At 73.8% G+C, this 24,672-nt stretch carries 22 protein-coding genes; 12 read left to right on the top strand and 10 right to left on the bottom strand.

What is annotated here, in order from left to right:
• Positions 1 to 73 precede the first annotated feature (73 nt).
• Genes ACPPVS_RS05610 through ACPPVS_RS05600 form a run of 3 tightly spaced genes read right to left on the bottom strand, consistent with a single transcriptional unit; the run spans position 74 to position 2,747 of the window.
• A complete protein-coding gene (locus ACPPVS_RS05610; protein WP_426595048.1) occupies positions 74 to 1,168 on the bottom strand; it encodes a PP2C family protein-serine/threonine phosphatase in 1,095 nt (364 codons plus the stop codon).
• Positions 1,165 to 1,962, bottom strand: a complete 798-nt coding sequence (locus ACPPVS_RS05605) for an alpha/beta fold hydrolase (RefSeq protein WP_426595047.1) — start codon at positions 1,960 to 1,962, stop codon at positions 1,165 to 1,167. Before ACPPVS_RS05605 ends, ACPPVS_RS05610 begins: the two co-directional genes overlap by 4 nt.
• Positions 1,959 to 2,747 (bottom strand): glycoside hydrolase family 16 protein, encoded by a 789-nt coding sequence (locus tag ACPPVS_RS05600; protein WP_426595046.1) that lies wholly within the window; start codon positions 2,745 to 2,747, stop codon positions 1,959 to 1,961. Before ACPPVS_RS05600 ends, ACPPVS_RS05605 begins: the two co-directional genes overlap by 4 nt.
• Before the next feature lie 47 nt (positions 2,748 to 2,794).
• On the opposite strand from ACPPVS_RS05600, the gene ACPPVS_RS05595 reads away from it, so the two are divergent.
• The gene (locus ACPPVS_RS05595; protein ID WP_426595045.1) at positions 2,795 to 3,367 is read left to right on the top strand and encodes a DUF998 domain-containing protein; all 573 of its coding nucleotides are present in this window, start codon (positions 2,795 to 2,797) and stop codon (positions 3,365 to 3,367) included.
• 59 nt (positions 3,368 to 3,426) lie between these two features.
• Here ACPPVS_RS05595 and ACPPVS_RS05590 read toward each other — a convergent pair whose 3' ends face one another.
• Positions 3,427 to 4,533 (bottom strand): flavin-containing monooxygenase, encoded by a 1,107-nt coding sequence (locus ACPPVS_RS05590; RefSeq protein ID WP_426595044.1) that lies wholly within the window; start codon positions 4,531 to 4,533, stop codon positions 3,427 to 3,429.
• 96 nt (positions 4,534 to 4,629) lie between these two features.
• Between ACPPVS_RS05590 and ACPPVS_RS05585 the strand changes: the two genes are divergently transcribed.
• Genes ACPPVS_RS05585 through ACPPVS_RS05575 form a run of 3 tightly spaced genes read left to right on the top strand, consistent with a single transcriptional unit; the run spans position 4,630 to position 6,982 of the window.
• Positions 4,630 to 5,058, top strand: a complete 429-nt coding sequence (locus ACPPVS_RS05585; protein WP_426595043.1) for a MarR family winged helix-turn-helix transcriptional regulator — start codon at positions 4,630 to 4,632, stop codon at positions 5,056 to 5,058.
• Positions 5,055 to 6,434, top strand: a complete 1,380-nt coding sequence (locus ACPPVS_RS05580; protein ID WP_426595042.1) for an MFS transporter — start codon at positions 5,055 to 5,057, stop codon at positions 6,432 to 6,434. The genes ACPPVS_RS05585 and ACPPVS_RS05580 overlap by 4 nt, the downstream gene beginning before the upstream one ends.
• Positions 6,431 to 6,982, top strand: a complete 552-nt coding sequence (locus ACPPVS_RS05575) for an isochorismatase family protein (protein WP_426595041.1) — start codon at positions 6,431 to 6,433, stop codon at positions 6,980 to 6,982. Before ACPPVS_RS05580 ends, ACPPVS_RS05575 begins: the two co-directional genes overlap by 4 nt.
• Here ACPPVS_RS05575 and rlmC read toward each other — a convergent pair.
• From rlmC to ACPPVS_RS05555, 4 genes are read right to left on the bottom strand one after another with little or no spacing between them, the layout of a single operon-like run.
• The gene (gene rlmC / locus ACPPVS_RS05570) at positions 6,965 to 8,077 is read right to left on the bottom strand and encodes a 23S rRNA (uracil(747)-C(5))-methyltransferase RlmC (RefSeq protein ID WP_426595040.1); all 1,113 of its coding nucleotides are present in this window, start codon (positions 8,075 to 8,077) and stop codon (positions 6,965 to 6,967) included. The genes ACPPVS_RS05575 and rlmC overlap by 18 nt on opposite strands.
• Before the next feature lie 10 nt (positions 8,078 to 8,087).
• Positions 8,088 to 8,597 carry a mycothiol transferase gene (locus tag ACPPVS_RS05565; RefSeq protein WP_426595039.1) on the bottom strand — a complete coding sequence of 170 codons (510 nt, stop codon included), beginning with the start codon at positions 8,595 to 8,597 and terminating at the stop codon, positions 8,088 to 8,090.
• 10 nt (positions 8,598 to 8,607) lie between these two features.
• On the bottom strand, positions 8,608 to 10,794 hold the full coding sequence (locus ACPPVS_RS05560; protein ID WP_426595038.1) for an alpha/beta fold hydrolase: 2,187 nt from the start codon (positions 10,792 to 10,794) through the stop codon (positions 8,608 to 8,610).
• Positions 10,791 to 11,870 (bottom strand): class I SAM-dependent methyltransferase, encoded by a 1,080-nt coding sequence (locus ACPPVS_RS05555; RefSeq protein ID WP_426595037.1) that lies wholly within the window; start codon positions 11,868 to 11,870, stop codon positions 10,791 to 10,793. The genes ACPPVS_RS05560 and ACPPVS_RS05555 overlap by 4 nt, the downstream gene beginning before the upstream one ends.
• A 103-nt stretch (positions 11,871 to 11,973) precedes the next feature.
• Here ACPPVS_RS05555 and ACPPVS_RS05550 point away from each other — a divergent pair, with 103 nt between their 5' ends.
• The 6 genes from ACPPVS_RS05550 to ACPPVS_RS05525 are packed head-to-tail and all read left to right on the top strand — an operon-like array spanning position 11,974 to position 19,930.
• Positions 11,974 to 14,685 carry a helix-turn-helix transcriptional regulator gene (locus ACPPVS_RS05550; RefSeq protein ID WP_426595036.1) on the top strand — a complete coding sequence of 904 codons (2,712 nt, stop codon included), beginning with the start codon at positions 11,974 to 11,976 and terminating at the stop codon, positions 14,683 to 14,685.
• A gap of 22 nt (positions 14,686 to 14,707) precedes the next feature.
• Complete coding sequence (locus ACPPVS_RS05545; protein WP_426595035.1) at positions 14,708 to 14,998, top strand: DUF1905 domain-containing protein; 291 nt, start codon at positions 14,708 to 14,710, stop codon at positions 14,996 to 14,998.
• A gap of 32 nt (positions 14,999 to 15,030) precedes the next feature.
• Positions 15,031 to 15,684: a hypothetical protein gene (locus ACPPVS_RS05540; RefSeq protein ID WP_426595034.1), complete on the top strand. Its 654-nt coding sequence runs from the start codon at positions 15,031 to 15,033 to the stop codon at positions 15,682 to 15,684.
• Between the two features lie 22 nt (positions 15,685 to 15,706).
• Positions 15,707 to 16,378 carry an alpha/beta fold hydrolase gene (locus ACPPVS_RS05535; protein WP_426595033.1) on the top strand — a complete coding sequence of 224 codons (672 nt, stop codon included), beginning with the start codon at positions 15,707 to 15,709 and terminating at the stop codon, positions 16,376 to 16,378.
• 46 nt (positions 16,379 to 16,424) lie between these two features.
• Positions 16,425 to 17,219 carry an FAD binding domain-containing protein gene (locus tag ACPPVS_RS05530; RefSeq protein ID WP_426595032.1) on the top strand — a complete coding sequence of 265 codons (795 nt, stop codon included), beginning with the start codon at positions 16,425 to 16,427 and terminating at the stop codon, positions 17,217 to 17,219.
• Positions 17,216 to 19,930 carry a molybdopterin-dependent oxidoreductase gene (locus tag ACPPVS_RS05525; RefSeq protein WP_426595031.1) on the top strand — a complete coding sequence of 905 codons (2,715 nt, stop codon included), beginning with the start codon at positions 17,216 to 17,218 and terminating at the stop codon, positions 19,928 to 19,930. Before ACPPVS_RS05530 ends, ACPPVS_RS05525 begins: the two co-directional genes overlap by 4 nt.
• 2 nt (positions 19,931 to 19,932) lie before the next feature.
• On the opposite strand, the gene ACPPVS_RS05520 is transcribed toward ACPPVS_RS05525, so the two are convergent.
• Complete coding sequence (locus ACPPVS_RS05520; protein ID WP_426595030.1) at positions 19,933 to 20,946, bottom strand: XdhC family protein; 1,014 nt, start codon at positions 20,944 to 20,946, stop codon at positions 19,933 to 19,935.
• Positions 20,947 to 20,989: 43 nt separating this feature from the next.
• Here ACPPVS_RS05520 and ACPPVS_RS05515 point away from each other — a divergent pair, with 43 nt between their 5' ends.
• Complete coding sequence (locus ACPPVS_RS05515) at positions 20,990 to 22,258, top strand: amidohydrolase family protein (protein WP_426595029.1); 1,269 nt, start codon at positions 20,990 to 20,992, stop codon at positions 22,256 to 22,258.
• Positions 22,259 to 22,263: 5 nt separating this feature from the next.
• On the opposite strand, the gene ACPPVS_RS05510 is transcribed toward ACPPVS_RS05515, so the two are convergent.
• Positions 22,264 to 23,214, bottom strand: coding sequence for a PDR/VanB family oxidoreductase (locus ACPPVS_RS05510; RefSeq protein ID WP_426595028.1), 951 nt, complete (start codon positions 23,212 to 23,214; stop codon positions 22,264 to 22,266).
• Positions 23,215 to 23,361: 147 nt separating this feature from the next.
• Here ACPPVS_RS05510 and ACPPVS_RS05505 point away from each other — a divergent pair, with 147 nt between their 5' ends.
• The gene (locus ACPPVS_RS05505; RefSeq protein ID WP_426595027.1) at positions 23,362 to 24,672 is read left to right on the top strand and encodes an amidohydrolase family protein; all 1,311 of its coding nucleotides are present in this window, start codon (positions 23,362 to 23,364) and stop codon (positions 24,670 to 24,672) included.

Below are 24,672 nucleotides of genomic sequence, written 5' to 3'. Positions count from 1 at the left end.
GCCCGTCGGACGTGGCTGACCGGGGCGGCACATCGCGTCGCCCCGGTCGGCCGGACGTCCACCGTGCGAACGGTCAGCCGAACCACTCGAGCAGGAGCAGGCAGACGTCGTCGCGGTCGTCGCCCGTGTGCACCAACAGCTCGCTGACCAGGTCGGGCAGCGGGCGTCGCGACGAGTCGAGCGTCGCGGCCAACGACCCGAGCCCGTCGTCGAGCGGGCGGTCCCGGCGCTCGACCAGGCCGTCCGTGTAGAGCGCGAGCCTGTCCCCAGCACCCAGTGACACGGTCGCCTGGAGACGGGTCCGGCCCGGGAACCCCAGCGGCATCGAGCGGCCGTCCCACAAGAACCGGGGCGCGCCCGCACCGAGCAGCAGGGGCGGCAGGTGGCCGGCGCACGCGTACGTGACAACGCCGGTGGCGAGCGCTACCTCGGCATAGGCCGTCGTCGCCATGAACCCGGCCCCGGTCTGCTCCACGAACCGGTCGAGCCGCGACAGCAGACGCGCAGGGCCGACGCCCGGCTCGGCCAGTGCCCGGATGGCGCTGCGCAGCTGACCCATGTCGGTCGCCGCACGCAGCCCACGCCCGACCACGTCGCCCACGACGAGCGCGAGCGTGCCGTCGTCGACGAGGAACGCGTCGTACCAGTCGCCGCCCACCTCGAGGGCCTGCACGCCGGGCCGGTACTCAGTCGTGACCACGAACCGGTCGTCGTCGAGCCGAGGCATGGTCAGCAGCGCGCGCTGCAGCTCGTGCGCGACGGAGGTCTTCTGGTCCAGGCTCACCTCGGCCGCCGCGCGGGCCGACCGGAGCTCCCGCTCGTACCGCGCTCGCTCGGTCGCGGCGGACAGGGCGACGTCGACCGAACCGTCCGACGGCCGGACGACAGCGGACATGAGCACCGGGAACCGCCCGGACGGAGCGCGCAGCTCGACCGCGACCTCGTCGACCCGGTCCTGCATGTGCAGGAGCGGCGACAGGTGCGTCTCCCAGTAGATGCGCCCGCCGGCGGAGAGCAGATCGCTGAGCCGGATGCGGCCGATCACGTCGTCCGCGTCGCGCCCGACCCAGGAGAGCAGCACGCGGTTCGCGTCGGCTATCAGTCCGTCCGGGTCCAGCCGCAGGAGCGCGACCGGCGCGACGTCCCACGCTTCGGCGCGGTCGTTCATGGTGCCAGGTACGCGGTCATGGCCTCGACCAGCGCGACCGGGGCGCTGAGGTTCGGGCAGTGGCCGACCGCGTCGATGAGCACGAACTCGCTGCCGGCCAGGTGCTCGTGCACGTAGCGGCCGACCTCCTGCGGGGCGATCACGTCCTCGCGGCACTGCACCACGAGCGACGGGGTGGTCACGGCGGCCAGGTCGGCGCGGTTGTCGGACAGGAACGTGGTCCGCGCGAACCGCTTGGCGATCGTCGGGTCGGTGCGGCAGAAGGAGTTGATCAGCTCCTCCCCCAGCTCGGGGCGGCCGGGGTTGCCCATGATGACGGGCGCGATGAAGGCCGACCAGCCGAGGTAGTTGGCGTCCATCGTCTCGAGCAGCTCCTCGATCTCGGCCGCCGTGAACCCGCCGCGGTAGCCGTCGTCGTCGACGTAGCGAGGACTGGGCCCGACGAGCACGAGGCGCTCGAACAGGTCCGGCCGCCGCACGCCGGCCAGGAGCCCGATCATGGCGCTGACCGAGTGGCCGACGAAGACGACCGGCCCGAGGTCGAGGGCCTCGATGATCTCTAGGACGTCCTGGGCGTACCCGTCGAGCGTGGCGTACCGGGTGGCGTCGTACGCGGCCAGGTCCGAGCCACCTGCGCCCACGTGGTCGAAGACGACGACGCGGTGGGTCTGCTCGAAGGCCGGCGCGACGAACCGCCACATCGACTTGTCGCACCCGAACCCGTGGGCGAACACCATCGGCGGCGCGCCGGCCGGCCCGGTGACGACGACGTTGTTCCTGGCGAGGACGTTCATGGTGCTGAGGTTAGACGCGCGCCCCCGGCGATCCGGTCGACGACGAGCTCCGGCACCGCGTCGTCGTCGCCGCCGACCGACCGCTCGGGGAAGTCGAACACCGCGAGCATCAGCTGCACGGGATAGGTCGGCGGCCGCGGGCTGGTACGCACGAGCGAGTCGTCGACGAAGAACGACGCCTCCTGCTCCGACCAGTCGACCGTGTACGTGTGGAACGCCGCGACGTCGATCGGCAACCGGGACGCCACGAAGTCCTCGGTGACGTCCGGGTCGCGGAACGCGTGCAGACCCATCCCCACGGCGGCGGAAGCACCCATGTCGACCGCGTCGCCGAAGACCTCCATGACGCAGATCTCCGCCGACCGCTCGGGATGGTCCTCGAGACCGACCATCCACAACGCCACCATCGAGCGGGGACTGATCACGGCCCGCGCTCGCATCTCGACCCGCCCGCTGGATGGCGTCCAACCCAAGAACGGCTCCTGCTCCTCACGCACGACGAGCCCCGGACGGTAGGGCTGCTGCCCCTCCGTGCCGCCTACGGGCCCGGAGCGGTTGGCCGTCTGCAGACCCGACACCCGGGTGGGCGGGCGATGGTCGTCGGCGCACCAGCGCCCCTGGGAAGGCGGGATCGACAGATGCAGGCAGGAGTCACGGATCGCGAACGTGGCGGCGGTCTGCGCGCGGGAGCTCCAGGCGGGGAGGTAGTGCGGGAACCAGAGGTCGCGGTCGAGGTCGGGTGCGTCGAAGTCGTCGACGACCCATCCGTGCGTAGCGTCGGCCACGAACCCATTGTCGTCCGGCAGTCCCGAACCAGCACGAGATGAGTCCCATGCGCACCGTTCCCGGCTGGGCGCTCGCGTCCGCGATCGCCGCTCCTGCCGGGATGATCGGCGGCTGGACGCTGGCCGCGGCCCGTCAGCCGTCGTTCGACCCGACGCGCGAGACGATCAGCGCTCTCGCCGCGACGAGCGCGACGGATGCGTGGGTGATGACCGCCGGGTTGGCACTGACCGGCGTCGCGCACCTCGTCACGGCCGCTGGCCTGCGCCCGGTCCCCCGCGCCGGCCGGCTGCTGCTGGCGCTCGGCGGTGCCGCGACCCTCGCGGTCGCCGTCTTCCCCTCGGACGCGGCCAGTCAGGCCCACGGCACCGCGGCGACGATCGGCTTCGTGGCCCTCGCCCTCTGGCCCGCCCTCTCGGCGCGACGAGGGTCGGGAATCCTGCGACCGGCGGTCCAGGTGACCGCATCGGCAGCACTCGTCGGCCTGCTGGGCGCGTTCGGCGCGGAGCTGGCGCGCGGCGGTGACGCGATCGGGCTCACGGAGCGTGCGCTCGCCGGTGCTCAGGCGCTGTGGCCGCTGGTCGTCGTCGTGGCTCTGCGCCGGTCGGCGCCCGAAAGCTGACCGCCGGCCCTGACGCCCTGGCCTGAAGTTCCCGGTCGTTCGACGGCCGCGACCGCACATCACGGCGCCCGACGACGACCCACGGCCCGGGCGATCCGACGGGCGTCCAGCCGCAGCTCCCGGAACATGCCGCTGATCGGGTTGGTGTAGCCGGTGAAGTAGAGGCCGGGCTGCGACCGGACGGGCACGCCGTGGTCGTCGAGCACGCCGAGGTCACCCACCAGCCGTTCGAGGCCGCGCTGGTAGCCGGTGGCCAGCAGGACGACGTCCGGCTCGATGCGGCTGTCGTCGGCGAGCACGACGGACGGGCCGTCGAACGACGACACCGCCGCGACCGGCTCGACGAGTCCGGCCTGCACGGCCGCGATCAGCCCGACGTCCTGCAGCGGCACCGACCCCTCGAGCACGCGCGAGTACAGGCCGGTCGTGGGGCGGGGCAGGCCGTGGGAGGACAGGTCGGGCACCTCGACGCGCGAGATCAGCCCGGCGACGACGTCGACCATCCTCACCGGGAGCCGCCGCACGAGGATGCCCGTGCCCTGGGCGGGCCAGCCGAAGTTGGACCGGCGCACGATGTGCGGGGGCGTCCGCACTGCGAGCCGGACGCGGCTCGCACCGCCCTCGGTGAGGTCCACGGCGATCTCGGCCCCGGTGTTACCGACGCCCACCACCAGCACGTCCCGGCCGGCGTACGGCGACGCGTCCCGGTAGATCGAGGCGTGCACCACCTGACCGTCGAACGTGCCGGGCCAGGTCGGCGGGACCGGCGTGTGGTTGTAGCCGGTCGCGACGACCACCTCGGGCGCGCTCATCACGCCCGCGCTGGTCTCCAGCAGCCACCGGCCGTCGTCGCCCAACGAGATCCGCGTGACCTCGACGCCGGTCTGGACGCGCAGGTGGTGGTGCTCGACGTACTGCTCGAGGTAGGCGACGACGTCCGCACGGGCCACCCACCGGCCGTACCGCCGCGGGATCGCCATGCCGCCCAGCCGCGACAGGCGGCGCGTGGTGTGCAGGTGCAGCCGTTCGTAGTGCCGCCGCCACGAGGCGCCGACCGCATCGGACTTCTCGAGCACGAGGGCCGGGATGCCGCGGCGGTGCAGTGCGGCGGCGGCGGCCAGACCTGCGGGGCCGCCACCGACGACGAGGACAGGGTCGATGGCCATGCGCATTCCTACCGCACCGCGGACCGAACGACCGGTGCGACGCGAAATAGACAGTTTCAACTGGACAGTTTGGACTGTCGGAGTTACGGTCGATGCATGACCGATGAGTCCGTCCGCGCCGCGCTCGAGCTGCGCGTCGTGATCGGCCGGTTGCGCCGCCAGCTGCGCGAGGTCAGCGCGACCGGCGACCTGACCCCGTCGCAGACGTCGCTGCTCAGCCGCCTCGACCGGGACGGTGCCGCCTCGGCCAGCGACCTCGCAGCGGCCGAGCGCGTGCGGCCGCAGTCCGTGGCCGCGCAGCTGACCGCCCTCGACGAGCTCGGGCTGATCGAGCGTCACCCCGACCCGACGGACGGCCGGCGCCAGCTGATCACGTTGAGCGGAACAGGCGTGGAACGGCTGTCCGGCGACCGGCAGGCGCGTCAGGAGTGGCTGGCCCGCGCGATCGACGAGCGGTTCTCTTACGACGAGCGCCGCACGCTCATGGCCGCGCTCGCCCTCCTCGATCGGCTCGCGGAGCCGTGACCGCCACCGCTGAACGCACGCAGGCGGTCGGCTTCGACCGGCGCCTGACCGCCCCGCTCGTCATCGGATCCGTGCTGAACCCGATCAACTCCTCGATGATCGCGGTCAGCCTCATCCCGATCGGCATCGCGTTCGGGGCGCCACCCGCACAGACGATCTGGCTGGTCAGCGCCCTGTACCTGGCCACCGCGGTCGGGCAGCCCGTGGTGGGCCGGCTCGTCGACCTGTTCGGGCCACGTCGCCTCTACCTGCTCGGCACGGGCCTCGTCGGCGTCGCCGGCGTGCTGGGTGCGCTCGCGCCGAGCCTCGGGCTGCTGGTCGCGGCGCGCGTGCTGCTCGGCTTCGGCACCTGCGCCGCCTATCCCGCCGCCATGTACCTGCTGCGCAGCGAGTCCCGCCGCACCGGCGTCGACAGCCCCGCCTTCGTGCTGACTGCCCTGGCGATCGCGAACCAGACGGTCGCCGTCATCGGCCCGACCCTCGGCGGCGTGCTCATCGGGATCGGCGGCTGGCGCACGATCTTCACCGTCAACATCCCCCTCGCGATCGCCTGCCTGATCCTGGGCTCACGCCGGCTCCCCCGCGTCGTCCCCGTGAGCGAGACCCGCGGCATCGACCTGCCGGGCATGGTGCTCTTCGCGACCATGCTCACCACGCTCATGCTCTTCCTGATGAAGCCGGCCGCCGACGAGTGGTACCTGCCGGTGGTCGCCGTCGCCGCCGCGGTCGGGCTCGTCGTGCGCGAGCTGCGCCAGCGGGCGCCCTTCCTCGACCTGCGCGTGCTCGGCGGCAACGTCCCGTTGCTGGCCACCTACGGCCGGCAGATCCTGCAGTCGACGGTCACGTACTCGTTCATGTATGGGTACGTGCAGTGGCTGGAGTCGACCGGCGGCCTGAGCGCGACGTCCGCCGGACTGCTCCTGCTGCCGATGTCCACCGCCGCGATCGCCGCCTCGGCCGTCTCCGGACGCCGTCCGCAGGTCCGCGGCAAGCTCGTCGTCGGCGGCGCGCTCCTCGTGCTCGGCACGGCCGGCCTGCTGACCGTCGACGCCGGGACCGCGGTGTGGGCGCTGATCGGCATCGCGGTGCTCATCGGCATCTCCCAGGGACTGAACGGGCTCGCCAACCAGAACGCGCTCTACCGACAGGCGGAGCCCGCGCGGATGGGCTCGTCGGCGGGTCTGCTGCGCACGTTCACCTACCTCGGCGCGATCACGGCGTCCGCCGTCCTGGCCGCGTCGTTCGCGCACGGGGCCTCCACCGCCGGCCTGCACCAGCTGACGGTCGTGATGCTCGGCTGCGCCGTCGCCCTGCTCGTCCTCACCACCCTCGACCGCTCCCTGCACCGCACCACCGTCACCCTGGAGACCGCATGACCACGCTCGACCCGACCACCGCCCTCGTCATCATCGACCTGCAGAAGGGCATCGTCGGGCTGCCGACGGCGCACCCGTCGTCCGACGTCGTCCGGAACGCCGCGACCCTGGCCGACGCGTTCCGCCGGCACGGTCTGCCGGTCGTGCTGGTCAATGTCGCCGGCGGCGCTCCCGGCCGGACGCAGGCACCGCCGCGCGGCGGCGACCGGCCGGCCGACTGGGCCGAGCTCGTCCCCGAGCTGCACCTCCAGCCGTCGGACCTGACCGTCACCAAGCACACCTGGGGCGCGTGGCAGGGCACGACGCTGGACGCGGACCTCCGCGACCTCGGCGTGACGCAGGTGGTGGTCGCCGGCATCTCGACGAGCATCGGGGTGGAGTCCACGGCCCGCGGCGCGCACGAGCGCGGCTACAACGTGACGCTCGCGGTCGATGCGATGACGGACAGCAACGCCGACGCCCACGAGAACAGCCTGACCCGGATCTTCCCGCGTCTGGGCGAGACCGCGACGACGACCGAGATCGTCGGTCTACTGGACGCGCGCTAGCAGGGTCAGCACCTCGTAGTGCGTGGTCTGCGGGAACATGTCGAGCAGCTGCGCGCGCACGGGTCGTAGCGACGGCATCGCGGCCAGGTCGCGGGCCAGCGACTCGGCGTTGCAGCTGGAGTAGACGACGTGGGTTGTCGACGACGCCTCCAGGTACCCGGCCAGCTGCGCGCCGATGCCCCGCCGCGGCGGGTTCACGATGACGAGCTCGGGCGCCTGGTGCGCCTGGGCGAACGCGGTGGCGTCGGCGGCCTCGAACCGGATGCCGGCCAGGCCATCAGACGACAGCCGCGCGCTCGCCACCGCCTCGACGCTGGTCTCGATCCCGACGACGTCCCTGCCCGGGGCGGCCACGTGCAGCGCAAAGCCGCCGACCCCGCAGTACAGGTCCCAGACGGAGGCGGGCGAGAGGTCGTCGATCCACGCCGTCGCCTGCCGGTACAGCGCGGCGGCCACCTCGGTGTTCGTCTGGAAGAAGCTCTGCGGCCGCAGGTGCAGGTCGATCCCGTTGACGCGCATGAGCAGCGTCTCCTGCTCGGTCAGCGGGATCTCGCGGTCGCCCTCGAGCACGGCCCGGTGGTCGGGCAGCAGGTTCACCGACGCCACCCGCAGCACGGGCAGCGCGTCGAGCAGGGCGGGCAGGTGCTTGCGGATCCGCGTCACGGGCTCCTGCGACCGCAGGACGAACCGCACCATGAGCTCGCCGTCGGGCGACTGCGTGACCAGCAGGTTCTTCAGCTCGCCGGTCCGGGTGGCCAGGTCGTAGGGCGTGAGGTTCGCATGCGCGACGAACGCCGCGAGCACGGGGAAGGCGGCCTGCAGGGAGTCGTCGTAGAGCCCGCACTCAAGCAGGTCCACCCCGTGACCAGCCGCGTCCAGGATGCCGAGCGTCGGCTCGGCGGCAGTCCCGGTGACCACCATCTTGGCCTTGTTGCGGTACCCGGACTCGGCGCTCGCGTGCGGCGCGAGCCACTGCGGGCCGCCCTCGATCAGCGACTCGGCGTGCGCCTGCTTGGCCGCGAGCTGGTCGCCGTACGGCCGGCCCATCCACGCGCACGAGCGGCACAGCTCGGCATCGAAGTAGGCGCAGCGCACGGGTCCGAGCCTACGTCGCGCGCTGCAGCAGCCCTCGCACCAAGGACGCCTGGCCGGCGTGCTGCAGGCTGTCGGAGATGACGCTCACCAGCCGCACGCCGAGCGTCACCGGCGGGTCCCAGCGCGTGTCGACGATGCGGTCGAGGTCGTCCTCGCCCAGGTCGTCGAGGAAGGCCGTCGTCGCCGCCGCGACCGCGTCGTAGTACGCGAGCAGGAGGTCCCCGGACGCACGCACCTGGCCGACCTCCTGCGACGACTGCCCGTAGCCCGAGGCCGAGACGTCGAACGGCAGGGCGAACCGTCCGACCCAGCCCTGCGCGGTCCACACCTGCTCGGTGCCCGCGGCGCCGGCGACCTGCGCGTCCTCACCGCGGCCGGCGTGCCAGGCCAGCCAGGCGATCGTGTTGGCGTCCGGGTCCGCCCGCCACGTCAGCTGGTCGAGGTCGAGCCCGCCCACCGCGCGGTGCAGCACCTGACCCACCCGGCCGTGCGACTCGATCAACAGTGCGGCGATGTCCATGGGTCGGACGCTAGACCAGACCGGCGAGCATCGCCGCCGCATGGGCGGCACCGTCGGTGGCGACCGGGCGGTAGCGCACGTCGCGGCCGGCCTCCTTGACGATCGCCTCCGCGAGCGCACCCGGGTCGAGGGCGTCCTCGTAGGCCAGGTGGCGGCCGGCCTCGTAGCGGTCCAGTCGCGCCCGGACGTGCAGGTTCTGCTCGAAGTGGTGCCGCAGCGGGACGTAGACGAACGGCTTGTTGAGCGCGGTCAGCTCCATCGTCGTCGTCAGGCCGCCCTGGACGACGGCGACGTCGCAGGCCGCGAGGTGGCGGAACAGGTCGGGCACGTACCCGAGGACCGTCGACCCGTCGTAGGCGGGCAGCGACTCGGGGTCGATCCGCGGGCCGGTGACGAACGCGAACCGGATCTCGGGAGCGAGCTCGCGGACCAGCGGCACGGCGTCCATCACCCGGCGCAGGAGCGAGCTGCCCACCCCCGAACCCCCGACGGTGACGAGGCAGAGCTTCTCGCCCGGCCGGACTCCCATCGACGACCGGATCCGCTCGACATCCCCGAGCGCTGCCGGGTCGAAGCCCGTGACGTAGCCGGAGAAGTCGAAGTTGGCCTCGGTCCAGGTGCGGATGCTGGGCAGCCCCGGGCCGAAGTCGCCCTCGACGACGTCGTCCGGGTCGCCGACGAACACCGAGCGGTCGCGGACGCGCGCGAAGCGGGCACGCTGCTCGATCATCTCCGCGTTGTAGTCGGCCGTGAGCGCCGCCTCGCGCGGACCGCCGTCGGGCATGGGCAGCCAGCCGACGAAGTCGGTCATCCACGCGAACGCGAACCGCTTGAGCTCGGGGTTCTCGTGCAGGAAGTAGTCGACGTCCCAGGCCTCGTCGCCGATCACGAGGTCGTAGTCGCCGTCCGCGACGACCTCGTCGAACACCATGAAGTTGTGCACGAGGATCTCGTCCATCCGGCGCAGCGCCTGGAACGCGTGCAGGTCGTGCTCGCCGGCCTCGTGCTCGATGTGGCCGGACTCGTTGCGCAGCCAGGCGGACGCGGGGTGCACCCGCTCGCCGTGCTGGGCCAGGACCCGCGTGACCGGGTGCTGCGCGAGCCAGTCGATCTGCAGGTCAGGGCGTCGGGCGCGCAGCTCGGCCGCGATCGCGACGTCGCGCTGGGCATGACCCAGGCCGATCGGCGACGAGAGGTAGAGCGCCCGCTTCGGGCGTGCCGCCGCCCGGCGCCAGCTCGTCCGGGGAGGGCTCGGGTGCACCCGATCGACGAACTGCGCGATCAGGTGGTTGACCTTGACCGCGTCGCGCGCCGACGCGCCGTGGCCCGCGTCCTGCAGCAGCACGAGGTCCCCGCCCGTCAGCTCGGCCAGCCGCTCGCCGAACTCCTGCGGGCGGATCCGGTCGTCGGTGCCGTGCACCACGAGGACCGGGCAGGTCACCTGGCGGGCCAACGGGACGAGCGGTTCGCACACGGCGCCATCGCAGCCGAGCCGTCCGGACGTGCTGTCAGCGAGCGTCTGCGGGGTCAGCTCGTGGGCCCAGCGGATGCAGTCCTCGATCTGCTTGGTCGAGTGCGGCTCGGGGAACATGCGCCCGAAGAAGAACTCCAGGAAGTCGTCGTACCCGCCCCCGAGCCAGTAGTGCTTGTTGTACTTGGCCCAGCCGCGGGTGGTGTCCAGGGGCTCGTCGAACGGGACCTCGTCGCGACCCGGCGTCGCGACGTCGAGGCCGCACGACGGGGCGATCGCGAGCAGGCCCGTGACGCGGGACGGCTGCTTGGCCGCGACGTGGACCGCCCACGACGCCCCGCACGACTCGGTGACCAGCACGGCCCGCTCGGTGGCGGTCGCGTCGAGCACCGCCACGATGTCCGCCGCGTACTCCCCGTCCGTGTAGGCCGCGGCCCCGACGGGCCGGCCCGAGAGGCCGCTGCCCCGCCCGTCGAACGTCACGACGCGGTAGTGCCGCGCCAGGAAGCCGATCTGCGCCTTCCAGAACCGGGACGGGACGATCGCCCACGTGGGAACGAGCATCACCGTCGGGGCACCGGGGACGGCGTCGTAGACCTCGTAGGCCAGCTCCACGCCGTCGCGCACGGTCGTCCCGACGGAGCTCGTGGTCCAGTCCCGATCGACAGCCCTGCTCGGGTGCGTGTGCACCCGAGCAGTGTCCGCCTGCCGGAGGTCCGTCGTCACGGGCGGATCTCGAACACGTTGTTGAACGGGGTCGTCGCAGCGGTCCGGAAGCGGCTGAACCCCGCGGCCGTGGACACGTCGCGGATCTTGGCCGGTCCGGCCTGCGTGCCGAGCGCGAGCCCGACGTCCTGGCTCAGCGACGCGGGCGTGCACAGCAGGGTGGAGAAGCCGTAGAACGCCCGGCCGACCGTGTTCAGGTTGTCCTCGACGCGGTCGCCGGCCATCGGCTCGACGACCATCCAGGTGCCGTCGTCCGCGAGAGCGCCCTTCACCTTCCGAGCGGCGCCCACCGGGTCGCCCATGTCGTGCAGGGCATCGAACGTCGCGATCAGGTCGTAGCCGGTCCCGGTGAACCCGGTGGCCGGCGCGACCTCGAAGGTCACCCGGTCCTGGACGCCTGCCGCCCGGGCCCGCTCGCGCGCGATCTCGATCGACTCCGCGTGGTAGTCCGAGCCGACGAACGTCGCGGTGGGGAACGCCTGGGCCAGCAGGATCGTCGACGCGCCGTGCCCGCAGCCGACGTCGGCCACCCGGCCGCCCGCGGACAGCTTGGCCGACACGCCCTCGAGCGCCGGGATCCACTCGGTCAGCAGGTGGCCGTTGTACATCGTCCGGAAGAACCGCTCGGTGCCGTGGTGCACGTCCGTGTTGTGCTCGTGCCAGCCGACCCCGGCGCCGTCACGAGCGGCCGCGTAGATGTCGGGAGCGTCCCGGACGGTACCGAGGGCGATCTGGAAGAAACCCGCCAGGTAGGCCGCACTGGTGGGGTCGGCGAGCGCGACCGCGTGCTCGGCGGGCAGCGTGTAGCGGTGGGTCTGGGTGTCGTACTCGACGTAGCCGCCCGCCGCCTGGTTGTTCAGCCACTCGCGGGCGTACGGCTCACCGGTCGACGTCTGCTCGGCCAGCTCGGCCGGCGTGACCGGCCGACCGTCGGCCATCGCCGTGTAGTAGCCCAGCTTGTCGCCCATCACGACGAGCGCCGTGTTCAGGGTCGCGCCCACCTCGTCGACCGCTCGGAAGACGAACGACATGAGCTTGTCGGGGTCGATGGTGCGCTGGGGCAGGGTCTCGGTCATGGTCGTGCGCTCCTTCTGTCGGATATGTCGTGTTCGACCCTCGTCGGCCCCGACCCCTGGTCGCATCAGGTGACCCCCCTGGTCCGCTCCCTAGACTCGGCACGTGCTGGTCGGCCGCGAGCGCGAGCGCCAGGTCATCGCGACGCTGGTGGCTGCCGCGCGCGTGGGCGAGAGCGGCACCCTCGTCCTGCGAGGCGAGGCCGGGATCGGCAAGAGCGCCCTCCTCGAGGACGCCGCGGCCGCCGTGACGGACGCGGGGATGCTCGTGCTGCGGGCGGCCGGGATCGACGCCGAGCGTGAGGTGCCGTTCGGCGGTCTGCTGCAGCTGCTGCGGCCGGTGCTCGACCACCTCGACGCGCTGCCCGGGCCGCAGGCCGAGGCGCTCGGGTCGGCACTCGCGCTGACGCCCGGGTCGGGTGGGGAGCGGTTCGCGGTCGGCGCCGCGGTGCTCAGCCTGCTGAGCCGGGTGGCCGACGACGGGCCCGTCGCGGTCCTCGTCGACGACGCCCACCTGCTCGACCCGCCGTCCGCGCAGGCGCTGTGCTTCGCGGCCCGTCGCCTCACCGCCGACCCGATCGTCTTGCTCCTCGCCATCCGCGACGAGGCGCCGTCGGTGGTCGGCTCGGCGGGTCTGCCCACGCTGGAGGTGTCCGGGCTGGCCGACGACGACGCCGCCGCACTGGCTGGGTCGCTCGGCCGACGGCTGTCGGCGTCGGCCCGCGCACGGCTGCTGGCCTCGACCGGCGGCAACCCGCTCGCCCTGCTGGAGCTGACCGACGACGGGTTCGACGCGCTGCCGCCCGGCGCCCCGGTCCCGGTGCCCGCGTCACTGGCCCGGGCGTTCGCCCGTCGCGCCGATCCCCTGTCCCCCCAGGCCCGGACGGCCGTGCTCGTGGCCGCGGCCGCCGCCGGCGACCTCACCGCCATCACGATGGCGTGCGCGCTGCTCGGCGTCTCGGTCACCGACCTCGACGAGGCCGCAGGAGCCCAGCTGCTCACCGTCGGGACCGCTCGCGTGACGTTCCGCCACGACCTGGTCCGGTCGGGCATCTATGCCGAGGCCGACCCGGGGACGCGTCGGGCCGTGCACGCCGCCCTGGCCCGCGCGGTCCCGGTCGACGACCTGGACCGGCGCGCCTGGCACCTCGGCGAGGCGACGGCGGCGCCGGACGCCGAGGTCGCCGTGGTGCTCGACGAGGCCGCGACCCAGGCCCGGGCCCGCGGCGCCCACGCCGTCGCGGCGGCGGGGTTCGAGCGTGCCGCCCGGCTCAGCCCGGACCCGGCGGACCGGGTGCAGCGACTGGTCTCGGCCGCGGAGAGCGCCTGGCGGGCCGGCACACCCGTCGCGGCGACGGACCTGCTCGCGCAGGTGTCCGCGCTGCCCCGGACGGCAGACCTGCGCATCCGCGCCGCCGCGCTGGACGGGATGATCTCGCAGCGCACCGGCTCGGTCGAGCACGCCCGTGACGTGGTCGTCGCAGCGGGCATCGAGGCGGCCGACCACGACCCCGACGCGGCGGTCGCACTGCTGGCCGACGGCATCATGGCGGCCCAGTTCGCGGGTGACATCGCCACCGGCGCGGACGTCGTGGCCCGCATCGGACGCCTCGCCCCACGCACGCCGCGCGGACGGTGGCTGGGGACGATGGCCACCGCGGTGGCGGGCGTCCTGGCCGGGGACGCCGCCGGGCCCGACCTCCTGCGTGCGGCCATGGCGGACGCCGACCAGTTCCTCACGGACGCCCAGCTGGCACCGTGGCTCGTCGTCGGCCCCCTCTACCTGCGCGAGAGCTCCGCGGGCCGCGACGTGATCCCGGCGGTGGTGGCCCACACCCGCAGCCGCACCGACATCGGCGGACTGCCGCTCCTGCTGTTCTTCGTCGCGCGCGACCACGCGACGACCGACCGGTGGGACGACGCCATCGCCGGCTACACCGAGGGCATCGGCCTGGCCCGCGAGGCGGGGCAGGCCACCGACCTGGCCGGCTGCCTCGCCGGGCTGGCCTGGGTGGAGGCGCGCCGGGGATCCGCGGACGCCTGCCGGTCCCACGCGGCCGAGGCGCTCGAGCTCACCCGTGCCCACGGCCTCGGCTTCTTCCAGGCGTGGGCGATGACCGCCCCGGCGGAGCTCGAGCTCGGGCTCGGCCGGGCAGAGGAGGCGCTCCGGCAGTACCGCGAGCTCGACGCGCTGCTGACGCGCCTCGGGCTGGCCGACGTCGACGTGTCGCCCGCCCCCGAGATGGTCGAGGCGATGGTCCAGCTGGGGCTCGCCGACGAGGCGAGCGCCCTGGCCGGTACGTTCACGGCGCAGGCCGAGGCCAAGGGTCAGCCGTGGGCGCTCGCCCGGGCCGCCCGCACCGCGGGCCTGACCTGCCCGGACGCCGACGTCGACGTCTGTTTCTCCGTGGCGCTCGCCTACCACGAGCACACCCTCGACGTCTTCGAGACCGCCCGCACCGAGCTGCTCTACGGGGCCCGGCTGCGGCGCCTCAAGCGGCGGGTCGACGCCCGACCGCTCCTGCGCTCGGCCCTGGCGACGTTCGAGCGCCTGGGCGCGATGCCGTGGGCGGACCGCGCGGCCGCCGAGCTCCGGGCCACGGGCGAGTCGGCGCAGCGCCGCAGCACGACCGGTCTGGACCACCTCACGCCGCAGGAGCTGCAGGTCGCCCGGATGCTCGCGGGCGGGCGCACCACGCGCGAGGCCGCCGCCGCCCTGTTCCTGAGCCCGAAGACCATCGAGTACCACCTGCGCAACGTCTACCTGAAGCTCGGCGTGCGGTCGCGCGGCGAGCTCGCGGACGCGATCGACGTGTGACCCGGTCCCTAGGCTGGTGCGCGTGACCTACACGTTCGACGCACCCCTGTGGCGCTGGGCCGCGCGCACCGAGACCTGGACGTTCGTCAGCGTCCCGGCCGAGATCTCCGACGAGATCCTCGACCTCGCGGGGCCGACCGGGACCCGCGGGTTCGGCTCCCTGCCCGTCGAGGTGGAGATCGGGCCGGTGCTCTGGCGCACGTCGATCTTCCCGGGCGACGCCGGATACGCGCTGCCGATCAAGAAGGCCGTGCGGGCCGCCAACGGCGCGGACGTCGGAGACGTCCTGCACGTCCGCCTCACGCTGCGCTGAAGGTCCGCACCCCGGACGCCGATGCACCCTACGTGGTCCTCACCCTCGTCCTGATCGGCTTCCTCGCCCTCGCGGCGGTGGTGTCCGTGCGCTGGGTGCTGACCCGGGTGGACGCGTTGGGCCGGATCGCGCCGTTCCCGAAGATCAGCGTGGGGCTGTGCGTGGCCATCGCCCTGGGGTGCGCCGTCCCGCTGGTCCTGCACGCGCGGCTCGAGCACCGGCTCACGGAGGCGGCGTCGCAGATCGCCGGCGAGCACGTGCACGTGCACTGCCAGACCGCCGGCGAGACGTGGACGGACGCCGGCGCCGAGCTCGGCTTCGTGCGGTGGGGACGGGACGGCGTCCCCGAGCGGCGGACGGTGATCAAGTACGACCCGTGCGCCGACCTGCGCTCCTGGCTGGCGTCGGACAAGCAGCGCCCCAGCGAGGACCAGGTGATCGCGGTGCACGTGCTCACCCACGAGACGATGCACATGTTCGGCATCACGAACGAGGCACAGGCCGAGTGCGCGGCGATGCAACGCGACGCGCGCATGGCGCAGGCGCTGGGCGCGACGCCGGCCCAGGCCCAGGCGCTCGCGCACCGCTACTGGCTCGACGTCTACCCGCGGATGCCCGACGGGTACACGGGCGGCTGCGGCCCGGGCGGGACGTGGGACGAGCACCTCCCCGTCGCGCCGTGGTAGCCCGGCACCTACGGTGGCTCGGGTGACGACCTCCTTCGCCCTCCTGCCCGGCGCCGGCGGCCAGGGCTGGCTCTGGCACCTCGTCGAGGCTGACCTGCGGGCGCGCGGCTACGACGCCTTCGCCGTCGACCTGCCGGCCGCCGATCCGTCGTGCGGGCTGCCCGCCTATGCCGACACGGTCGTCGCCGCGATCGGCGACCGGACCGACGTCACGCTCGTCGCCCAGTCGATGGGCGGATTCACCGCGCCGCTGGTCTGGGAGCGGGTGCCCGTACGCGGCGTGGTGTTCGTGAACGCGATGATCCCGCGGCCGGGCGAGACCGCCGGCGACTGGTGGGGCGACGTCGGCTCGCACGAGGCCATGCTCGCGGCGGCCCGTGAGCGGGGCTACACCACCGAGTTCGACGACGCGGTGTACTTCTTCCACGACGTCCCCGACCCCCTCGTCGCGTACATGAACGAGCACCCGTCCCCCGAGACGGACGCCGCCTTCGGCGACCCGTGCACGTTCTCCACGTGGCCGTCGGCGATCGCGGCGATCGCCGGCCGCGACGACCGCCTCTTCACGCTCGACCTGCAACGCCGGGTCGCTCGCGACCGCCTCGGCCTCGAACCGGTCGTCGTCCCCGGCGGGCACCTGGCGGCGCTCAGTCACCCCGCCGAGCTGGCCGAGGCGATCGTCCGCAGCACCTGAGCGGCGTAACCTCCGCGTCATCGAGCTGAGCGACACTCGGAGCCCCATGGACCTGACCTCTCTGGACCACATCCGCACCGCGCGCACCCGCGCTGACCTGGTTCTCGGCCCGCGCAGCGCGCCGCTGGCCGGGGGCACCTGGCTGTTCTCCGAACCCCAGCCGGACCTGTCGGAGCTGGTGGACCTGACCGGCCTGGCCTGGCCGCCGGTCGAGGTGGCCGACGGGCTCACGGTCGCCGCCACGTGCACGCTCCGGCAGCTCGCAGACCTGCCCGCGGTCGCCGGCTGGCGCTCGCAGCACCTGGTCCGGGAGTGCCTGCGCTCGCTCGTGATGTCGGAGAAGATCTGGGACGCGGCCACGGTCGGCGGCAACATCTGCCTCGCGCTGCCGGCCGGTGCGCTGACCACGTGGGCCGTCGCGCTCGACGCCACGGCGACGGTCTGGACGGCGGCCGGCGGCGCGTACGAGCTGCCCGTCCTCGAGCTGGTGACCGGCGTGCGCAGCACCGCCCTGGGCCCGGGCGACGTGCTGCGCTCGATCCACGTCGCGCCCGATGTGCTGGCCTCGCCCGCCACGTTTGCCCGGGCAGCGCTGACGCGACACGGCCGCACCGGGACCATCGTCGTGGGCCGACGCGCCGGGGACGGCTTCGTCGCGACGATCACCGGGGGCGCGCCGCGTCCGCGGAGGTTCGCGTTCGCGTCCGTGCCCACCGCCGACAACCTGCACGACGCGATCGACACCATCGACGACTGGTACGACGACCCTCACGGCGCCCCCGACTGGCGTCGGGCCCAGACGCTGCGCCTCGCCGAGCAGGTCAGGCTGGAGCTCGCATGAGGTTCGAGGTGAACGGCCGGCCGCTGGACGTCGACCCCGCGCCCGGGCAGGTGCTGCGCACGCTCCTGCGCGAGCAGGGGCACACCGAGGTCAAGAAGGGCTGCGACGCGGGCGACTGCGGGGCGTGCACCGTGCTGCTCGACGGCCGGCCCATGCACTCCTGCCTCGTCCCCGCTGTCCGGGTCGAGGGCCGGTCGGTCACCACCGTCTCCGGGCTGGGGACCGTCGAGCACCTTCACCCGGTCCAGCAGGCGTTCGTCGACGCCGCCGCGTTCCAGTGCGGGTTCTGCACGGCAGGCCTGGTGACCACCGTTGTGGGCCTCGGTCTGTCGGGTGAGGTCACCGAGGACACCGCCCGCGCGCTCAAGGGGAACCTGTGCCGGTGCACGGGGTACCGGTCCGTCTGCGACGCCGTCGCGGGCGTCCGGAACACCGTCGACCCGCTGGCCGGCCGGGACGCGGGACGTTCCGTGCGGGCCCCGGCGGCGCGCCGGATCGTCACCGGGAACGAGGCCTACACGCTCGACGAGCCGGCCACGGACCTCGCCCACATCGCCGTGCTCGGCAGCCCCCACGCCCACGCGCGGATCGTGGCGGTGCACGCCGCGGCCGCCCTGGCCGCGCCCGGCGTCCTGGCCGTGCTCACCTACGAGGACTCCCCCACGCATCCGTTCTCGACGGCCCGGCACGAGAGCCGGCTCGACGACCCCGACGACACCCTCGTCCTCGACCGGCTGCTCCGGTTCCGGGGGCAGCGGGTCGCCGTCGTCGTCGCCGGGTCACTGCGCGAGGCGGAGCGGGCACGCGCGCTGATCGAGGTCGAGTACGAGGTGCTGCCGGCGGTCGTCGACCCGTCCGCCGCGCGCCGACCGGGCGCCCCGCTCGTCCATGGCGACAAGGGCCCGGGGTCGCGGATCTCCGAGCCCGGCCGGAACGTGGTGGCCCAGAAGCATGACGAGATGGGCGACGTGACCGCCGGCCTGGCCGCGGCCGCGCACCGCGTGCACGGCACCTGGCGCACCGGCCGGGTGGCCCACGCGTCGCTCGAGACGCACGCGACCCGCGGCTGGCTCGACGAGGGCGGCCGGCTCGTCCTGCGCACCAGCACCCAGGTGCCGTACCTGACCCGCAAGGAGATCGCGCACCTGTTCGACCTCGACGAGTCGCGGGTGCGGGTGCTGACCGGGCGCGTGGGCGGCGGATTCGGGGGCAAGCAGGAGCTGCTCACCGAGGACCTCGTCGCGCTCGCCGTGCTGCGGACGGGGCGCGCCGTGCAGTACGAGATGTCGCGTGAAGACGAGTTCACGATCGTGCCCAGTCGGCACCCCTTCCGGGTCAAGGTCGACGTCGGCTGCGACGCGGACGGCCTGCTCACCGCCCTGAAGGTCGACGTGCTGGCCAACACCGGCGCGTACGGCAACCACGGGCCGGGCGTCATGTTCCACGGCGTGAGCGAGTCGATCTCGGTGTACCGCTGCGCCAACAAGCGCGTCGACGCCGAGTCGGTCTACACGCACACGATGCCGTCGGGCGCCTTCCGCGGGTACGGGCTCGGGCAGGTGCAGTTCGCCATCGAGTCGGCCATGGACGAGCTGGCGCGCAGGGTCGGCCTCGACCCGTTCGAGCTCCGCCGCCGCAACGTCGTCGTGCCCGGGGACCACCTGCTCATCACGGACCCCGACGAGGTGGACGACCTCGACATGCACTCCTACGGGCTGGACCAGTGCCTGGACCTGGCGCAGGCCGCGCTGGCGGACCGGTCCGCCGACGCCGAGGCCCCGCCCGGCTCGGTCGTCGGTGAGGGCATGGCGATCGCCATGATCGCGACCATCGCGCCGCGCGGGCACTACGCCGAGGCGTCCGTGACGCTGCTCGACGACGGCCGGTACGAGGCGCGCGTCGGTACCACGGAGTTCGGCAACGGGACCACGACCGTGCACGGGCAGCTGGTGGCGCAGGCGCTCGGGACGACGGTCGACCGCGTGGTGATCAGGCAGTCCGACACCGACGTGACCGGGTACGACACCGGCGCGTTCGCGTCCGCCGGGACGGTCGTCGCGGGGCTCGCCCTGCACCGCGCCGCGCTCCAGCTCCGGGGCAAGATCCTCGCCGCGGCCGCCGCCCTCCGAGAGCACCCGTCGGACGAGCCCCGCTCGTGGGACGGCTCGGTCGTGTCGGAGACCGCCGCCGACGGCGTCCCGCTCACCGAGATCGCCGCCGCCGTCCCCGGGCTGGCCGGGCACGGGAACCACGACGGCACCCCGCGCTCGGTGGCGTTCAACGTGCACGCGTTCCGGGTGGCCGTCTGTGTGCAGACGGGTGAGGTCACCATCGTGCGGTCGGTCCAGGCCGTCGACGCCGGGACCGTGCTGCACCCCGAGCAGCTGCGCGGGCAGGTCGAGGGCGGGGTGGGTCAGGCCATCGGTACGGCCCTGTTCGAGGAGATCCGGCTCGACGACGAGGGCCGGGTCACCACCGCCTCGTTCCGCGCCTACCACGTGCCGCAGGTGGTCGACCTGCCGCGCACCGACGTCCTGTTCGCGCAGACCACCGACGACCTCGGCCCGCTCGGCGCCAAGTCGATGAGCGAGGCGCCGTACAACCCGGTCGCGCCGGCCCTCGCCAACGCGATCCGGGACGCCCTCGGTGTGCGTCCGTACGAGCTCCCGATGACGCCCGACCGCCTCTGGCGCCTGGCCGACCCGCGCTGACGCTAGCGACGCTGCGGAGCGCGATCCGCGGCCGGGCGGTGGATCGGGCCGACCGTGCGACGCAGCGGCAGGCCCGACGCGCCCGCGCGGGACGCCAGGACCTCCGCGAGCACCGAGACGGCCGTCTCGGCCGGGGTCGAGGCGCCGACGTCCAGTCCGATCGGGGCGTGCAGACGGACCAGCTCGTCGCTCGTCGCGCCGAGCTCGACCAGGGCGACGGTCCGGCGGTCCTGGGTGCGGCGCGAACCCATCGCGCCGACGTAGCCGGCCCCCGACCGCAGCGCGCCCAGGACCAGCTCGGCGTCGTAGCGGTCGTCGTGGGACATCACGGCCACGACGTCGCGGGCGCCGAGCTGCTGCGAGGCCAGATGACGCACGGGCCAGTCGACGACGACCTCGTCGGCCCCCGGGTGGCGACGGGGCGTCGCGAGGACGGCGCCCGCATCGCACACAGTGACGCGGTACCCGACGGCCCGTGCGGCGGTCGCGAGCGCGGAGGAGAACTCGAGCGCGCCGTAGATCACCATGCGCGCGGGGGCGGCGGCGACCTCGACGAACACCTCGATCCCGCCGTCCGGCCCCTCGAACCGCACGATGCCGGTGCGCGCGTCGGGCACCCGCCCGGCCGGCAGGGTGCCGAACAGGGGCGTGACCACCACCGAAGCCTGGCCGCCGGCCGCGGCCGCGAGCGGTGGGAGGTCGGCCGGACCCAGCTCGCGCGCGTGGACCCGCAGCACCCCACCGCAGGTCAGACCCACCGCGAAGGCGTCCTCGTCGGTGACGCCGTACTCCTGGATGCCGGGCGCCGCCCCCGCCAGGACCGAGGTGCACAGCTCGTACAGGGCACCCTCGACGCATCCCCCGGCGACGCTCCCGACGGCCGCGCCGGTGTCGTCGACCGCCATCGACGTGCCGACGACGGTCGGTCCGCTCCCGGTCATCGAGATGACGGTGGCGACCGCGACCCGGCGGCCGTCGGTGAGCAGGGCGAGCAGCCGATCAGCGATCTCGAGCATCCGTGTCACCTCCCCGACACAACCGGGTGCTAGCAAGTGCTCCATGCTGACACTGACCGGCGCCCGCGCCATCGTGATCGACGAGCACACCGAGACGACCGGTGACCTGCACGTCGTCGACGGCCGGGTGTCCGGCGCGCCCGGGCCCGACGCCGAGCGGCTCGACGTCGACGGCTGCGTGGTCACACCCGGCCTGGTGAACGCGCACCACCACCTGCTGCAGACCGCGTTCCGCACCCTGCCGGGCACCCGCGGCGTCCCCATGACCACCTGGTTGCCGACGATGGCCGCGGCCTACGCCGAGGTCGGCGTCGACGGGTCGTTGAGCCACGTCGCCGCGGCGGCTGGCTTGGCCGAGGCGCTGCTGAGCGGGGTGACCACCGTCGCCGACCACCACCTCACCTGGCCCGCCGACCCGGACCGCTCGCTCGACGTCGCCCGCGGCACGGTCGCCGCCGCCGAACGCCTCGGCGCCCGGCTGGTCTTCGTGCGCGGCACGGCGCGCGACGACCCGGAGGCGGCCGCGCTGTCCGCCACGTTGCTCGCGGAGTCCTTGCCGCGCGGCGACATGCTCCAGCTCGCCGTCGGACCGGCCGGGGTGCACAGCGACGGGCCCGAGACGTTCCGGCTGCTCGGCGAGGTGGCGCAGCGGTTCGGCCTGCGCCGGCGCACCCAGGCGAACGAGCAGGTCGACGTCGCGATCGCGCTGGAGCGCTACGGCCGGCGTCCGCTGGACCTGCTCGACGAGTGGGGCTGGCTCGCCCCGGACGTCACGCTCGCGCACCTGTGCGACATCACGCCGACCGAGATCGCACGCCTCGCCGCGTCGGGCGTCACGGCGACCCACGCGCCCGGCTGCGACCTGCCGATGGGCTGGGGCATCGCGCCGGTCGCGGCCTTGCTGGACGCCGGCGTCCGCACCGGGCTGGGCACCAGCGGGGGCGGCAGCAACGACGCCGGTCACCTGCTCGCCGACGCGCGCCTCGCGATGCAGGTCGCCCCGCTCGCGGGACGGCCGCTGACCGCGCGCGAGGTGCTCGCCACGGCCACCGCGGGGTCGGCGGCGGGCCTGGGCCGGCCCGAGCTGGGCCACCTGAGGACAGGAGCGGCCGCGGACCTGTGCGTGTGGGACGTGTCCGGGGTGGCCGACGCGGGCGTCGCCGACCCGGTCGCCGGTCTGCTCTGGGCGAGTCCCGGGCGACGGCCGCGGCACGTCGTCGTCGGCGGACGCGTGGTGGTCCGCGACCATGTGCTGCAGACCGCCGACGAGGAGACCGTCGTGGCCGACCTGCGGCGGCGCGTCGGCCGGTAGACCCGTCACAGCTCGAGCACCAGGGTCGGCCCCGCGGCCCGCGAGACGCAGATCATCATCGTCTGGCTCGCCCCGCCGGGTCCGATGACCGAGTCGCGATGCTCGACGGCTCCCTGCAGGACGGGCGTCTCGCAGCTGCCGCAGGTGCCCACCCGGCACGACGACACGACGACCGCCCCGCTGCCCTCGACCACGTCCAAGATGCTCTCGCCGGGCGGCACGGTGAGCACGGAACCGCTGAGGGCCAGCTCGATCTCGAACGGCTCCGACCACACGGGCGGTCCGAACTCTCGGGCCTCGAACCGCTCGGCGTGCACGGTCCAGCCCGGGGCGTCGATCGCGTCGACGGCCTCGATCAGCCGCCGCGGACCGCAGCACACGACCCGGCCCGCCTCGCCGCCCTGGGCGAGCGACGCGACGGAGAGCCGGCGCCCCTCGTCGCCCGCGTAGACGTGGACGCGCTCGGCGTGAGCCTCGACGAGCTCGTCGAGAAAGGCCATGGTCGCGCGCGATCGTCCGGCGTAGTGCAGGGACCAGCTGGTGCCGGCCGCGTCGGCGGCGGCGAGCATCGCCAGGAGCGGCGTGATCCCGATGCCGCCGGCGACGAACACGGTCGGCTCGTCGCCGACGGGCTCGAACGCGAAGTGGTTGCGCGGCCCGCGCAGCCGGAGCGTGTCCCCCACGGCGAGCCGGTCGTGCACGTAGGCCGAGCCGCCCCGGCCGGCCGGCTCGCGCAGCACGGCCACGCGGTAGGTGGACCGGTCCGCGGGATCCCCGCACAGGGAGTACTGCCGTTCGGCGCCACCCGGCAGCAGCAGGTCGATGTGCGAACCGGGCGTCCAGGGCGGCAGCGGTCGGCCGTTGGTGGGCGCCAGGTCCAGGGCGAGGACACCGTCGGCTACGACCGTCCTCGCCTGCACCACGACCGGTCGCTGGATGTCGCTGAACACGCTCACATGGGCCTCCACATCTCGTTCCGGCCACCGTACGAGGCTCGTGTTAACAGCAACGCAAACACCGTGACGTGGAAGGACCACTCTCGTTACACACGAGAAACGGCGGCTGCCTAGCGTGCGTACCCAGCAGTAGATATAGACCCCGCGATGGCGCACCCGCCCCGGGTGAGCCATGCGCTCCCCACCTGGAGGTCCGCGATCACCGTTCTGTCACCGGGTCTGCCCCGCACCCTGGAGAGGCTGCTGCACGCGCGCCTCGCGGACGGCACGGTGGTCGACGTCCAGCTGAGCGGCGGCCGCATCGAGTCGGTCGTCCCGGCCGACACGCTCGGCCCCGGAAACCCGGAGACCGCCCTCGAGCTGGACGGCTTCCTGCTGCTGCCCGCCCCAGCCGACCCGCACGCGCACCTCGACAAGGCGCTGTCCTGGGATGCGATCCGGCCGCCGATGGGCGACCTCCGGCTCGCGATCGAGTCGTGGCATGCCTACTCCCACCAGATGACGGTCGACGAGATCGCCGACCGGGCCCGCACGCAGGCGCTGACCATGCTCGCCCACGGCACCACCGCCATCCGCACCCACGTCGACCTGCTGCCCGGACCCGACCCGCTGCGCGGCGTGCACGCGCTGATCCGGGTGCGCGAGGAGCTGCGGTGCCTGCTCGACCTCCAGCTGGTGACGCTCGGCGGGTACCTGACCCCGACCGAGGACCACGAGTCGGCGCTCGCCGCGGGCGTCGACCTCGTCGGCGGTGCACCCCACCTCGCCCCGGACGCGCTGACCGAGCTGGCACGGCTGCTCGAGATCGCGCGGCTGGCCGGGGTCGGCGTGGACGTCCACACCGACGAGAGCCTCGACTGCGACGTCACGCTCGACGTGCTCGCGCGGGCGGTCGTGGGCTGGGAGTCGCCGGTCAGCGCCGGGCACTGCGTCCGCCTGGGCACGCTCGAGGGTCCGCGTCGCGACGAGGTCATCGCGGACGTGCTCGCCGCGGGCATCGGGGTCATCGCCAACCCGATCACCAACCTGTACCTGCAGGGCTGGGGGTCCGACGTCGCGACGCCACGCGGGCTGACCGCCGTCCGGGCGCTGGTCGACGCCGGGGTGCGGTTCGCGGCCGGCGCCGACAACGTGCGCGACCCGTTCAACCCGCTGGGCCGCAGCGACGCGCTCGAGACGGCGATGCTGCTGGTCGTCGCCGGTCACCTGTCCGTCGACGAGGCGTACACCGCGGTCAGCACCGGGGCTCGCGACGTCATGGGCCTGTCGTCCGGCGGGATCGCACCCGGGGAACGGGCCGAGCTGCTCGCCGTGCGCGGCACCGACCTCGTCGACGTCGTCGCCACCGCCTCCCTGGACCGCTACGTGATCCACGCCGGCCGGCTCGTCGCCGCCAGCGAGACGCACAGCCAGGTCGCCGCCCCGGCGCTCCTGCCCACCTACCCCGAAGCGAGGTGA

Origin of the sequence: Cellulomonas sp. McL0617 (assembly GCF_049994875.1) — a bacterium.
In the GTDB taxonomy this organism is placed as follows: Bacteria; Actinomycetota; Actinomycetes; order Actinomycetales; family Cellulomonadaceae; genus Cellulomonas.
The sequence above is the reverse complement of the archived record's forward strand: the minus strand, read 5'-3'. Positions and strand labels throughout refer to the sequence as shown.